This is a genomic window from Akkermansia muciniphila, assembly GCF_900184965.1.
In the GTDB taxonomy this organism is placed as follows: Bacteria; Verrucomicrobiota; Verrucomicrobiia; order Verrucomicrobiales; family Akkermansiaceae; genus Akkermansia; species Akkermansia muciniphila_A.
The window spans coordinates 168,269-181,108 of the sequence record NZ_FXYA01000198.1; the positions used below are offsets into that span (position 1 = coordinate 168,269).

Sequence of the window (12,840 nt, forward strand, 5' to 3'; positions counted from 1 at the left end):
TATTCCATACCGGCCTCCCCGGATACGGAGGAAAACAGGCATTCCCCTTGACTTGACTTCCGCGGCATATAAGAATGTTTCAGCTCCGTTTCAGGAACTTTTCCCCTCATGCCAGCAGAAGAAGGCCAGCCAGACGACCAGCCCCGGGAGACAGGGCAAGTCCCGCCTCCCGCTCCGACGACAGGCCTGGAACAAATTCTGCCCGGGCGTCCTCCTCTCCCCCACGCGGAAGAAAAAGGGGCCTTTTTCGTTTACCAGCGGGAGCTGGCTCCCAGCACGCGCCTGGAACAATATGAAATCATCCGCGTCCTGGGCAGCGGAGGTTTTGGCATCACGTACTTGGCGAAGGATCTGTTCCTGAACCGCAACGTAGTTATCAAGGAAAACTTCCCTTCAAGATACTCCTATAGGGACCCTCTGACCGGGCATATCCAGCCTAATAATGAACACGATCTGGAAAATTACACCTGGGCTCTGAAAAGCTTTCTGAGCGAGGCTCAGACGCTGGCGGAGCTCAACAACCCCGGCATCGTCAGAATCCTTTCCGTCTTTGAAGCTAACGGCACAGCCTACTTCGCCATGGAGCACATTACCGGCCTCTCCCTAGATTATCTGGGGGAAAAGCTCCACAGCACCGGGCACCGGTATACGGAAGACGAACTCAAGGGGTTGCTGACGCGCCTGCTCCGGATTCTGGACTATCTCCATTCCCGGCACATTTACCACCGGGACATCAAACCCGGCAATATCCTGCTGACGGAGGAAGGCACGCCCGTGCTGATTGACTTCGGAGCGGCACGGCATGCCCTGAAACTTCATTCTGCTACCGTCTTGACCACTCAGGGGTATTCCTCCCCGGAACAGGCGCTGGGCAAAGCGAATATCGGCCCCTGGAGCGACCTCTATTCCGTAGGAGCCACCTTTTACGCCCTGCTTACAGGACACCCGCCGGACCGGGCGGAAGCGCGCCTGGCGGAAGACGAAATGCCGCCGCTGCACAGCGATCCCGTGCTCACCCGCTATTACTCACGGCAGTTCCTGCTCTCTCTGGACAAGGCGCTGGCGCCCCAGATCAATTGCCGTTACCAGACCGCCCGCGAATGGATTCAGGATATTTGCGCCATTTCAGGGGAGGAATCATCCGCCACTATTCAAGTCCCCCCGGCAGACCTTCGCCATGCCCATCCGGAAGGAACGCCAACTCCCGGCGCCGGGCAAAACATCAGCAGCAGGAAGGCCGCAACCGGAACGGACGGCCTTCATTCCGCTTCGCACAGGCAGTCCGCACGCGCTCTTCGTCGTAACCGCCACATGATGTCCCTGCTGGTGGGCAGCGCGTGCACCATCCTGCTGGGGGCGGGAGCATTTTATCTGCTGGACTACATGAAAAAAGCCCCTATGGGCACCACCATCAATACCATCAAGGTAGCCATCCAGCAGCCCGCGGCAAACCCTAACGAGGGAGAACTGAAACCGCCGCCACGGGATCTGGCATCCATCCGCATTCCGGAACTCAAAATAACGGAAGATGCGGCGCTGGAACCGCGAACGCTGACGGAGTTCCGTTTGCGCCTTGACGACACCATCCTGACCCGTTCCGGGCTTCCTCCCATCCTGCCGGAAAAACTGCGCATCTCCTGCGTTTATCTCCAAATCATTTCTCCGGCCGCAAACGGGGAAAAACTGTACCTCACCATTCGGGACTCCAACGGCGTTCTGGTGGACCGTTCCGTCAATGCCGTCCCCTCCTTCACAGTGCCGGGGCAATCCACCTCCACCTTTTTCTTTCCTGCACTTCCGGAACTGTTCACGGACCGCACCTACACGTACTCCTTTGAAAATGCCGCCCACCAGGCCGTTCCCATGCAAATGGCATGTTTCAAAAACGAGACGAAACGCACGGAGGAAGCCTTCCCGAAAATCCGTTTCATTGCCGCGCCTCCCGTGCCGGAACCGGCCCTGCTGAATGATCCTACCTACAAAAAACTTGTGGCGGCAATCGCTGCGCCCTCCCCGGAGAACAGAAATATTCTCGACCAGGCAAGTTCCATGCCGGGCATCCTGCCGGCCCTAGAGCAACTTTCCAAAGCCGGCTATCCGGTAGCCCAGCAGACACTGGGAAAAATCCTCATGTCTCCGGACTGTCCCGGCGGCTCCAGGCCGGAAGAAGGCGTGGAATGGCTTTACCGTTCCGCCACGGGAGGGTGCTATGAAGCCATGAAGGAGCTGGGAATCCTGCTCATGGACATCCCCTCCTATTTTCCCCGCCTTCCCCAGCAGCCTCCCCTTGCCTCCCGGGATTACGCCCAGGCAGCGCGTTTCCTGAGAATGGCGGTCCAATACCGGGACCAGGAGGCCCTGTACCTGCTTTCCCTCATGTACTCCCAGGGCTGGGGCGTCCCCGCCTCCCCGGAACTTTCCAGCCTGATGATGGAACGCCTCAACGGGTCCTCCTACTCCACGGACAGCCTGAACCCCAACGCGCCTATCGCGGCGTACTGGCTTCCCCTTCCTCTTGCCGGAGAAAAAAACACCATCCTGCGCTTCACTATTCCTGGTCCGTTCGCCCCGTCCCAGCTCAAAGGCGTTACTCTGCACAACACAAGCCTGAAGGACGCCTTTTCCATCAGTAAAATCAATATTCTCCAACATGGGCGCCTCATTCTGGACATCATTTCCCCCCAGGAAGTACTGCCCGGCAAAAACTCCGCTCCCATAGGCATCTCCATCCCGGAAGGGCTGCTGGCGGATACGACCCTGCCTCTGGAAGTGGAAATTTTGCTGAACCCCGGAAACAGCAGCGGCGTGGTGGAAATGCCCCCTCCGGTGGAAAAGAAAAACTCAGGAATTGAAATCAATTAAGCTTCACCGCTTTTCAACGCGAACAGCCACAGAGGAAACGGAAAACACCCTTGATTCCCGCCGGGGGCATGCTACAAAAGATAAATGAATGCCTCTGCTTTCCTGCGGCGCATACTCCCCATGCTGGCCGCGTTCCTGATGGCCTCCTGCGGTGATCCTACCGTCTCCTACTGGAAAAAGGCGGCGGATATCAATACGGAATACTCGGAAAAAAGCGACGCACTGGTGCAGCGCCTCCTGAAACTGAAAAAGAACCCTAATCTTCCGGGCCTGGAAGAAAGCAGCAGGGATGCGGCGGACCTGTTGCGGGAAAGGGACGAAGAACTGGCGGACCTGAGCACGAAAAACGTGGATCCCGCCGTGACGGCCTATGTGGAAGAAGACCGCAAGCTTTTTGCCAAAGGGAGGGAATTGGCGGAACGCTACCAGCAATACTTTGAAAAATATCTTAAGGGAGGGCCGGGATTCACTCCGGACCCAGTCCGGGCCGCCGCCCACATCGGCCGTGGCCGGCAGGAAATACGCAACATTCTGGCAGAAGCCCGAAAACTGGAAAAACGGGCGGAAATGCTGAGAAAAGAAAAGTCAGCTGAGCTTGAGCAGGAACTTCCTCCGCTGCACTTTCGCCTTCCGGAGTTAAAACAACTGTTATCCAACCGTTAAAAACACGCACGAACCATTTGCATCAATGCTGAGTCACGGCCAGTCTGACAACGGACTTTCCACTGCACGGGCGGACACAACCGGCTCCTGAAACTTTCCCCGTCCCTGTTACGGAAATGTCCTTTTCCTGGATTTACAGGAAAAATGAGTTGCTCTGCTACCATCATCGTTTATTTCAGCATTCAAAAATCTCCCCTAAGGCCCCTTCCGCACAAGCTCCATAGTTTAAAATCCCAAAGCAGGGGAACGGACCTCCTCCACAAAAAAGCCCCGTTCATATTTCATGAATGGGGCCGTATCAATTTTTCAAATTCACCTGGAGGTTTGATCCATGACGATAAAATCCTTTTTCCCCACATACTCCCTCCGGGTACCCGGATCTCCATATCCGTCCCGGAAACGTACTTCCAGTTCGTATATTTTTCCGCTGGCCAGAGGTTGTAAATAGGTCAGCAGCAGGTATGCATCCTTGACGGGCACTTCATATTTTTCTCCGGGGTTCAGGGTAATAAAGCGCATAAGATCCGCGACACGTTCCATTTGATAGGAGGGAAGATACCATGCCGTTGGCCTTTCTCCCTTCCTTCCGTTTCCCTGACTCCATATCTTGATGATGATATTCGGCCCGCGTTCCTTGAGAGGATAGAAGTCGTTGAAAAGACGCACAGCCTTTTCTCCCTTGTTGGCAAACACCAGCTTGAAGTCCGGAAAAGCGGCTCTTGGATCGAACGAAGCCTTTTCCATCACCACGGAACATTCAATCCCGTTATCGGCCATATCCCCCCATGCAGGAGCATGGAAGAACAGGCTGGCCAAAAGCCCTAAAATTTGGAAGATTTTTTCATTGCAGCGCGAGCTTTTGGGAGAAGGCGAGAATTCGCGCTTCATCGTCGAGTTCCCTTCGTACTTCCCTTCCTGGATAGGTTCCTTATCCATCGTGACGTTGAACGCGACCGCATTGCCACTAGAGGGATCGTAAGCGTTATTCTCATACTTTAAAGCCACCTTGTAATAAAATGTCTCACTATCTCCAGGGCGATTGATCGACCACGGAGAAATCTTTTCTTCCTACATACTTCCTCCGAACACCGGGATCTCCATATCCGTCACGAAAGATTACTTCCAACTCATATTTCTCACCATTGCGAAGGCGGCGTGAAGGCCCAAAATAGTGCATCAACAGATACGCATCTTTGATGAGCACTTCATGTCTTTCTCCCGGCTTCAACGTGATGAAGTTCAAGAACTGTCCTCGCTCAATGCAATAATGAGGGTAATATGCTGCTACCTTTTCCTTTTTCTCTTTTGTCAATTTCCAAAAAATCTCTATGGAAATATGCGGACCGTTATCCTTGAGAGGATAGAAGTCATCGAAAAGACGCACGGTCTTTTCGCCCTTGTTCGTGAACACCAGCTTGAAGTCCGGGAAGGCAGCCCTCGCGTCAAATTCGGTTTTTTCCATCACCACGGAGCATTCCACTCCGTTGTCGGCCATGTCCCCCCATGCCGCGGCATGGAGGGACAGGCTTGCCAGAAGTATTAAATACCGGAAGATTTTTTTCATTGCAGCGTGAGCTTGGCCGTTGCCCGAAGAACCCCCAGGAAACAATCCTTACCCTGCTGATTATAGTAGCGCGTTTCGAGTTCACAAGAACATTGTTTCCAGCCTTCCAGATCGACTTCATCCAGACACACCGGAATCGTGACGCTGTATTCCTGACCGGGTGCAAGCTCCCGGTAGTTCAAGGGTCGCTGGAAGGTCATAGTGCCAATTTCCCTGTTCAGAACGCGCATTTTCCCCTGTTGCGTCCTCAACACCGTCACTGTGACCAACCATAAATGACGGTAAGGGTGGAGCCATAAATAATCGTAAGGGTCAGGAGGGGGGAAAGAGAAAGGGTCAAGTGTCCCATGTGGGACACTATTTTTTTTCGGGTTCGCGGGTGGAGAAACGCATGAGTTCCGCCTCAAAGCGGAGCGGGATGTCCCCGGTGGGGCCGTTGCGGTTTTTGGCGAGGTGCAGGCTTGCCAGCCCGGCGAGCTGTTGCCGCTGGTCCTCGTCCTCGGCGTAGTAGCCGGAATGGTAAAGAAGGCCTATCATGTCCGCGTCCTGCTCGATAGAGCCGGACTCCCGCAAATCGGACATGCGGGGAATCCCGGCTTCTTTCCCGGCGCGCGTCTCCGGTCCCCGGTTCAGCTGGGCCAGCACGACGACGGGAACCTTGAGTTCCTTAGCCAGGGCTTTCAGGCCCGCGGATATTTCCGCCACTTCCCGTTCCCGGCTGTTGGCCGCCTGCCTGGACGTGGAACGCATCAGTTGCAGATAATCCACGCCAATAACGGCCAGTCCCCCCAGGTCCCGCATGACGCGGCGCGCCTTGGCCCGTAGCTCGGTGATGGAAATGGCCGCGGTATCGTCAATGACCAGTTGGGCCGCCCCCACGTCCTCCACGGCCCGCTTGAAATGCTGCATCTCTAACGGGGTCAGCGTGCCGCGCCTGACAATCTCCCCGCGGCGGACGCCGGAACGGGCGAAAAGAAGACGCTCCACAATCTGGACGGCGGGCATTTCACAGGAAAAAAGCAGGGTCGGCTTCTTCTCATTGAGCGCGACATGCTCCATGATATTAAGCAAAAAAGACGTTTTCCCCATAGACGGGCGGGCCGCAATCACGAACATGTCCCCCGGCTTAAGGCCGTTGCTCTTCTTGTCCAGCTGGTCAAACCCCGTGGAAAGCCCCTGAATGCGCCCCTTACTGGCGATAAAATTTTCAAAGCTGGTGACGGCCTCCCGGACGAGGGCGGCCAGCCCCGGGCCGTCCGCGCGGCTCCTGGCCTGCTCCCGTATCTGGAACAGGCGGGTTTCCGTGGCATCCATCAGAGCCTCCACGTCCTCCGGGCCGGAAAATGCGTCCGTGATGGCCCTGGAAGACGTGTCGATGATGGAGCGCAAAATAGATTTATCTCGAAGGGACCGGAGATAATGCTCAAAATAAGCCCCAGTGGTGGTGAACGTGTAAATATCCGCCAGCCCTGCGCTCCCCCCTACGGCCTCCAACTGGTCCATGTCAGACAGGGCCTGCGTAATGGAAATAATATCCAGCGGCAAATTGGCATTGTAGCGGGCCAGGAACAACCGCCACAATATCTGATGACCCGGAAGGAAAAAAAAATCATCCGTCACGCCGAACGTGACGGCCTGGGACATATAGGTTGCCGGGTCCATTGCCAGCAGGGCCAGAACGCCCTTTTCCGGGCCGGGAGCCTAGGGAATCTCCCGGCATCCGGCAGGCAGGGAGGAAGAAGAATCGCGGAAAGAAGCCATCACTTAGTATCGGCGGAGGGTTGGCGGAAGGTCCGCGGCGGCGCGGCGGAGGCAGGACATGACCGTGGCGCGGGCGAGGCCGGGGAACGGGGAATAACAGGGGTTGCCCGTCGTCACGACGTCAAAGCGGCGGGCGTAGGTGGCGGCCTGGGCCTTGCCCCCGCATTGCCACCGCCAGGCGGTGAACAGTCCGTCCCACCGCTCCGGCGACCACGGGTAGAAAATCCTGCATCCGTCATAATGGTCCCGGACGTAGCGGCCTATCGTCCTGTCCTCCGGGCAAATGGGAGAAAGCGGCGCGTCCTGCATGACGGCGGCCAGCTCCGCGGCGACGCGGCCCCGGAGGGCGTAGCAGCAGCCGTAGGCGGGTTGCTGGCTGGTCCCGCACGCGGTAAAAGGCACGGAGGAATCGTCCAGCATGGGTTGAAGCCAGGAGCGGCCAATCAGGGCCGTGTCCGGGTCCACCTTGAGGACAACATCATCATCCGCCGCCTCATGGGACAGGAGGGAAAGAATCCCCCTGACGGCCTCCGGGCCGTTAAGGTTGAGGCCGCGGTCAAAGTCCGTCGTCACAATGTCCGCGCCATAGGAACAGGCGTCCCGGTACGGCTCCGGCATGGGGGAACGGGAATCATCGGCGACAACGACGCGCGCCTCCGGGAACGTCCGCCCGGCGCACGCCACGCACTCCACGGCCTCCGGGCCGTTGCCTGCATAGGTAAGTATATATATTGTTATCATAAAAATCTTACTCGGCGGGGCCGGGGGTGAAAAAAGTGGCGGGGTCGAACAGGCAGTAAACCGCCCCCAGGGCGTACTGCTTGACGGACCCGTCCGCCTCCACGTCCGCCAGGTGGAAAGCGTATTGCCCGCGGATGCCCGTTGCCTCCGTGGACAGGATGAACGGGGTAAGGGTGGCGGCGCTGGGTTGAGAAGAAGACAACGAGGCACTCTCGAAAACGCCCCACTCGTCAAATTGCACGACAAGCCAGACTTGCCCGGAGGTGGCGGAATGAGTAACCCAGCCGTCCGCCCCGGCCTCAAGGGCCGTCGTGCAAAACCGCCCCATGATATAGACATGTCCGGGCCGGACTTTCACCGCCGTGACGTTGCCGGAAGCATTTTTTTCCACTTTGACCCGGAATCCCTCGTTGCCGTCCTCCTGCTTTTCCTCCTGGGCCTCGCTTTTGGCGAGGTCGCAGAACACGGACCCCAGGGCGAACTGGCGCACATTGACAAAGGAAGCCGGGTTGCCGTCCTCCGGGAACGGCTCCGCACACGTGCTGATCGTCGCCAGCTTGAACGCATAGGACGCGCTGTCCGGTTTTTTTCCGTCCTTGAGGCCGTCCGCGGGCAAGGGGGACACCTCTCCCCTGGATTTAGACAGGGAAAAACTCTTATAGTTGCCGTCCCCGTCAAATTTGACATTGAGCCAGATGTCGCCCTCCTTTGCCGGGGCGTTTTCCCACTTCATACTGCCCTCGGAAACAAGCTTGCCGAACGCGTAAATGTTGCCGCGGCGCAGATAGGCGGCTTTGGGATGGCCGGATTGGTCCGCAATGGCCAGCACGCGCCAGCCCTCGTTGCGGGAGCCGCTGGCGTAAGTAATGCACCCGGTCAAAAACGGGGTGTAGGTGATGTCGTCCGCGCTGGACCCGGAGGATTGGGCGGCGGACACGAACTCGCCCAGCGTGAGTCTGGCGGAGCGTCCGCCGGGCGGGGTTTCTTCCGTGGATATGCGGGCCTCCGTGATGCAGTCGTGGCTGTTGTCGCCCCACACCAGGTCCAGAAACACTTTTTTCCCGGCCTCCGCCTCAAGGGCGGGATAAGGGACAGAATCCATCTTGTCGGCTCCCATTTTGGGGACGATGACCCGCGCCCCGCCCGCGTGGACTTCCAGCACGCGGCCTGGGTTGAAATAGGCTTTCCAGGTTTCCCCCGTCTTGACCAGGGAGCGGAGGGAAAAACCGCCTTTGTCCGCCGCATACCGTCCGCCCGTCCAGCGGCTGGCCGCCGGAATGGAAGGAAGCATCGTCTGAAAATCGGCTGACCTGTTGAGCGCGTCCTGGATGGCCTCAACGCTGTTATTCCAGTTTTCGGCGGTTAAGACCGCCCCCTTGCTTTTTTTGGGGAGGTTGTACATGCTCTTATTTATAAATTTCCTGGTCCCACTCCCCGCCAATATAGGTAACTTGCGTAACGGTTCGGCCATTGCGGCGCGTCAGGCCGCCTCCGGCGCAAAGCCAGACTTGCCCGTCCGGCAAGCTGGGCAATCCGGCACGGCTGCCAATCTTGCCGGAATCGGAAATATCCACCTTGCCGGGGATAGTCAGGCGGCATTGGGTATAGGCTGCCTTGTAATGGGTCTGGCCGCGCAGAATTTTAGAAAGCAGGGAGGGCGGCACTTTTCCGTTGAGCTTGTCAGTTAAGGAAACGCCCTGCTCGTCGGCGAGCTGCCCGCCCATCAGGGCGCACAGGTCTTTCAGGGTGGCGTTGTCCAGGGCGTCCACCTGGGATTTGTAAAGCTTGCATTGCGTGATGGGTTCATCCACCAGGGAAACGGTTATTTCGCACTCCCGCCCGTCAAATTCATAGGTGGGGCCTTCGGGGTCTTCAGGGTTGTCCGGGTCGTTGTCATCCTCGTCCCGGTCTTTGGAACAGGTCAGGGTGATGAGGTCAACCTTGTTGCTCTCATGAGTTTCAATGCTGATTTCCGTCAGGGGCAATCCGTACTCGGTAGAGTGAATTTTAGGGACCAGGCCGCGGCCCTCCCCCTGGGGGCACATGAAAAACAAGGTAAGCGTCTTATTGCTGTAAGTCTCCCGGTATTGGGAGGGTTTCCACCAGGAGAGCACGCCTGACGGGAGATTGCCTAAAATATCATTATCCATTTTATCCTAACACGGCCAGGGAGCCGGTCTGTTTTTGAAGCAGCTTGTTAAGCAGCTCGTTTGTTTTCTTTTGTTCGGCCAGCTGTTTTTGAGGAACGTTTTCCGCGGAGAGCATCATGCGGCCATACCCGCCGCCGCCCACCTTGGCCAGGGACCCGGCCAGCACGGTTTCCCAGTTGACCTTGATTTTCGGCGCGTCGTCCTCGGTCTTTTGCCGCCTGGGCTTGCTCTTGGAGGCGTCCTCTTTTTCCTTCGCGGCGCGCTCTTTGTCCTGGGCTGCCAGGGATGCCGTAATTTTTTCAGAGGCGGCGGAGATTTCCGCGCGTACGCCTGATGTGTCCAACACGTCCGCCGCTTCCGAAAACCCGGAAGAAAAGGCGTCTTGCAGGGCGGAAAAGTTATCAGCAACCTGTCTAAGAATACGGTCGCCGTAGGAATCAATAAATGACTTGGCTGCACCTCCCACCTGAGCGGCCCCTTGGTCAGCGTCCTTTTCAAACTCACGGGAAAGACCGTGCATCCAGGCGGCTTGTTTCCCCATGCCGGGGATGTACTCAATCAAGTTGGCGATACCCTCCGACAATAACGCCAGAATACCATTGACGGCTGTTCTCATGACGCCGACAAAAGCATTACCCACTATGGACCAGAAAGAAGCATCCGTCAGAATATCTAAAATCTGGACACCCGTCTTGAATGCCTGAACAAGGTATTGAGGGATAGCCTCACAAACTCCCATCAGCACCCGCCACAGGAAATTCACGCTCTCCTGAAATGCCAGGGTCAACCCCAGTTTTGCCAGGTTCCAGGCTTCCCCCTGCTTAAACGATTCGACCATAAACCGCATGGCATAAGCAATCGTTTCGCCGATTTCGCGTGCCTTGGAGGCCATGCTTTCAATCGTTCCGATGCCATCGTCAAGCAGGGGCTTGAGGGCGTCCATAATCGGCTCCCCGAATTGGGCACGTACCTCGGCCCAGGCATCACTGAGGGTGGACAACTTGCCATTCCAAGCTTGGCTTTGCAGTTCCATCCCCCCGGAAAACCGGGCCAAATCCTCCGCGGCTACTCTCCACACCTCCGAGCCTTTCTCGCCTTCCGCCTGGAGCTTTTCTAGTTTAGCTCGTACTCCCGGAGTGATTGCTCCAATCTCCTGGAGGCGCTGCATAGCCTCACCCACAGGACGCCCGGAATCCAATCCGGAATAAAGGCGGCCAATAGTCACGGCCAACTCCTCGAATGGCGTATTAGTACCGGATGCCACGTCACCAATCATCGTTAAGCCCTGGCCTGTGGACAGCACGCCGTTCGTCAGGGTTTCAAGGGTGCGTGAAGCCGCAGCCACCTCCGGGAGTTGGAACGGAGTATGTGCCGCAAAATCAGCCAATTCAGCCATGCGATCTTTGGCGGCTTTGGCCGATCCAAGAAGTGGAATGAACGCAGTCTGCATCGTTTCACGATTGGCAGCCTCTCCGACGGCTGCCTGTGCCTCCGTCCAGACGGTTTGCAGCCCTTTGAGAGCCAGCGCCGCCCCGGCTACGGCCGCGCCGACGGCAGCCATAGCCCCCACGCTGAAAGCCTGGAAACCGCCCAGCGATGCTCGCGCGGCGCTAATGCCGCCGGTAAATCCAGAGGTGTCAAGGTCAAGTCCGTAGTCAATACCTTTACTCATGATGATTGCAGGTTGATTAACAGTTGCTGTTCCAGAAGGGTCAGACCTTCGGTCTTGGCTCCGTTGCGCTGGGCAATGGCCTCACGCAACACCAGAGCCTGGGGCAATGACGTGGACAGCACGTCGGCCAGCGGCCAGCCGTATTCGCTGGCCAGCAGGTCCACCAGAGTAAGCCACCAGCCCACGCCGCTACACGTTATGCTGTCGGCGTGGGCATCGGTTTTCCCCCGCCACTGGCCGGGGCAAAGGAGCGTGCCAGGATGCCCTTGATATTGGGGGCAGCCGCAGGGATGACAGAAGGAGACAACTTGTCGGCGTATGCCTGCAATGCAGCATCAAAATCGCCGGAATCCAGAGCGAGCCGGAAAGCCTGTTTATCGGCAAAGAGCCAGTAAACTGTGGCCATCTCGCGGAATGTTGGAGCGCCCCCGGCAGCAATGAAGCGGCAGCCTGCGGATTCCAGAAGCAGAACGTCGCCCAGGGAGAGAACGCCGCCAGAGGAAAAGGCATCTTTGACGGCGTCAGGAATAGAGGCGGCCGTGGCGGCTACCACGTTGGAAGTATTGTCGGGATTGGTCATGCAGCTATCCTGACACACCACGGGCCGCGGCACGGACGCCGCGGCCTGATTGGCAAATCATGCTGCCGCAAAATGCTTGAAAAACGCCACGGCGTCGGGGTCCGTGAGGACAAAAACCGGGTAGTCGCGGGCTGTGAACATTCGGCGGCCTCCCTGGGGATTAACGGCCTCCACAGTCAAATTCACGGTTTCCGCTACGGAGGGCTGGGCGTCAATGAGGCTCTCATTCAGCCTTGCCCACACCTGGACGGCCTGCCAGTCCTCCGCCAGCCCCACCAGCGCGGCAACAACGGCCTGCATGGCCGGGGCCTGTTCCGCTGGTATTTCGTCCGCCGTGTAGCGGGCCGGAGGTCGATAACCGCCCGCGTCCTGGTAAATGGCCGTCAGGGTGAATTCTCTCCATTCGCCTGGCTTGGGGAATTGAAGTTGTATTTCTGCATTCATGATTCTTCGATGGGGGTGTTAATGTCCACAAAATCCGCCGTTTCTTCGGTTTCAATGGCACTTTCAGCTATCGCTTCCAAGCCATAATAAACCGGGTTGACGTTGCCGGGCTGGTAATTGGTGCGTTCCGCGGAGCCGACAAAAACGTTGACAGATCCACCGGAAATTCCCGGTATATCCGTCACAACGGCGGAAAATCCCGTGCCCGTTTCAAAAGTAGTCACTCCGCGAACCGTGGCAATCTTCCAGAGATTCTGGCTGGTCCCTCCCCCGGTCAGTAAATACAATGAGCCGTAAGCCTCACCATAATCTCCTGCATTGTAGGACCGCGGCGCAAATTGCTGATAAATGACCCTGTTGACAAGATAAGGTATTGGCTCATTTTGCGAGGCAGGAATAAAGC

The 12,840-nt window shown here is 57.3% G+C and carries 14 protein-coding genes; 2 read left to right on the plus strand and 12 right to left on the minus strand.

What is annotated here, in order from left to right:
* Nucleotides 1–108 precede the first annotated feature (108 nt).
* Nucleotides 109–2,862, plus strand: a complete 2,754-nt coding sequence (locus CI070_RS07140; protein WP_094136063.1) for a protein kinase domain-containing protein — start codon at nucleotides 109–111, stop codon at nucleotides 2,860–2,862.
* Nucleotides 2,863–2,946: 84 nt separating this feature from the next.
* A complete protein-coding gene (locus CI070_RS07145) occupies nucleotides 2,947–3,525 on the plus strand; it encodes a hypothetical protein (RefSeq protein ID WP_143245572.1) in 579 nt (192 codons plus the stop codon).
* A gap of 312 nt (nucleotides 3,526–3,837) precedes the next feature.
* Here CI070_RS07145 and CI070_RS07150 read toward each other — a convergent pair whose 3' ends face one another.
* The 12 genes from CI070_RS07150 to CI070_RS13570 all read right to left on the minus strand — a co-directional run.
* A complete protein-coding gene (locus CI070_RS07150) occupies nucleotides 3,838–4,530 on the minus strand; it encodes a hypothetical protein (protein WP_256943537.1) in 693 nt (230 codons plus the stop codon).
* A 19-nt stretch (nucleotides 4,531–4,549) separates the two neighbouring features.
* Nucleotides 4,550–5,089, minus strand: a complete 540-nt coding sequence (locus tag CI070_RS07155) for a hypothetical protein (protein WP_094136065.1) — start codon at nucleotides 5,087–5,089, stop codon at nucleotides 4,550–4,552.
* Nucleotides 5,086–5,289, minus strand: coding sequence for a hypothetical protein (locus tag CI070_RS07160; RefSeq protein WP_256943538.1), 204 nt, complete (start codon nucleotides 5,287–5,289; stop codon nucleotides 5,086–5,088). Before CI070_RS07160 ends, CI070_RS07155 begins: the two co-directional genes overlap by 4 nt.
* Before the next feature lie 157 nt (nucleotides 5,290–5,446).
* Complete coding sequence (gene dnaB, locus CI070_RS07165) at nucleotides 5,447–6,766, minus strand: replicative DNA helicase (protein ID WP_256943540.1); 1,320 nt, start codon at nucleotides 6,764–6,766, stop codon at nucleotides 5,447–5,449.
* Between the two features lie 87 nt (nucleotides 6,767–6,853).
* On the minus strand, nucleotides 6,854–7,591 hold the full coding sequence (locus tag CI070_RS07170) for a hypothetical protein (RefSeq protein WP_094136067.1): 738 nt from the start codon (nucleotides 7,589–7,591) through the stop codon (nucleotides 6,854–6,856).
* Between the two features lie 7 nt (nucleotides 7,592–7,598).
* Nucleotides 7,599–8,993, minus strand: coding sequence for a hypothetical protein (locus CI070_RS07175; RefSeq protein ID WP_094136068.1), 1,395 nt, complete (start codon nucleotides 8,991–8,993; stop codon nucleotides 7,599–7,601).
* A gap of 4 nt (nucleotides 8,994–8,997) precedes the next feature.
* Complete coding sequence (locus tag CI070_RS07180) at nucleotides 8,998–9,741, minus strand: hypothetical protein (protein WP_094136069.1); 744 nt, start codon at nucleotides 9,739–9,741, stop codon at nucleotides 8,998–9,000.
* Between the two features lies 1 nt (nucleotide 9,742).
* Nucleotides 9,743–11,413: a hypothetical protein gene (locus CI070_RS07185; protein ID WP_094136070.1), complete on the minus strand. Its 1,671-nt coding sequence runs from the start codon at nucleotides 11,411–11,413 to the stop codon at nucleotides 9,743–9,745.
* Nucleotides 11,410–11,598, minus strand: a complete 189-nt coding sequence (locus tag CI070_RS13565) for a hypothetical protein (protein WP_094136071.1) — start codon at nucleotides 11,596–11,598, stop codon at nucleotides 11,410–11,412. The genes CI070_RS07185 and CI070_RS13565 overlap by 4 nt, the downstream gene beginning before the upstream one ends.
* A gap of 11 nt (nucleotides 11,599–11,609) precedes the next feature.
* On the minus strand, nucleotides 11,610–11,993 hold the full coding sequence (locus CI070_RS07195; RefSeq protein ID WP_094136072.1) for a hypothetical protein: 384 nt from the start codon (nucleotides 11,991–11,993) through the stop codon (nucleotides 11,610–11,612).
* 57 nt (nucleotides 11,994–12,050) lie between these two features.
* Complete coding sequence (locus CI070_RS07200; RefSeq protein ID WP_094136073.1) at nucleotides 12,051–12,437, minus strand: hypothetical protein; 387 nt, start codon at nucleotides 12,435–12,437, stop codon at nucleotides 12,051–12,053.
* A partial coding sequence (locus tag CI070_RS13570; RefSeq protein ID WP_179219364.1) for a hypothetical protein occupies nucleotides 12,434–12,840 on the minus strand: 407 nt, incomplete at its 5' end. The genes CI070_RS13570 and CI070_RS07200, both read right to left, overlap by 4 nt.

Excerpts from the sequence above, each read along its gene's own strand:
- CI070_RS07140 (WP_094136063.1), top strand. The coding sequence starts at position 109 with ATGCCAGCAGAAGAAGGCCAGCCAGACGACCAGCCCCGGGAGACAGGG.
- CI070_RS07155 (WP_094136065.1), bottom strand. The coding sequence starts at position 5,089 with ATGAAAAAAATCTTCCGGTATTTAATACTTCTGGCAAGCCTGTCCCTC.
- CI070_RS07160 (WP_256943538.1), bottom strand. The coding sequence starts at position 5,289 with ATGACCTTCCAGCGACCCTTGAACTACCGGGAGCTTGCACCCGGTCAG.
- CI070_RS07200 (WP_094136073.1), bottom strand. The coding sequence starts at position 12,437 with ATGAATGCAGAAATACAACTTCAATTCCCCAAGCCAGGCGAATGGAGA.
- CI070_RS07145 (WP_143245572.1), top strand. The coding sequence starts at position 2,947 with ATGAATGCCTCTGCTTTCCTGCGGCGCATACTCCCCATGCTGGCCGCG.
- CI070_RS07180 (WP_094136069.1), bottom strand. The coding sequence starts at position 9,741 with ATGGATAATGATATTTTAGGCAATCTCCCGTCAGGCGTGCTCTCCTGG.
- CI070_RS07185 (WP_094136070.1), bottom strand. The coding sequence starts at position 11,413 with ATGAGTAAAGGTATTGACTACGGACTTGACCTTGACACCTCTGGATTT.
- CI070_RS07170 (WP_094136067.1), bottom strand. The coding sequence starts at position 7,591 with ATGATAACAATATATATACTTACCTATGCAGGCAACGGCCCGGAGGCC.
- CI070_RS07195 (WP_094136072.1), bottom strand. The coding sequence starts at position 11,993 with ATGACCAATCCCGACAATACTTCCAACGTGGTAGCCGCCACGGCCGCC.
- CI070_RS07175 (WP_094136068.1), bottom strand. The coding sequence starts at position 8,993 with ATGTACAACCTCCCCAAAAAAAGCAAGGGGGCGGTCTTAACCGCCGAA.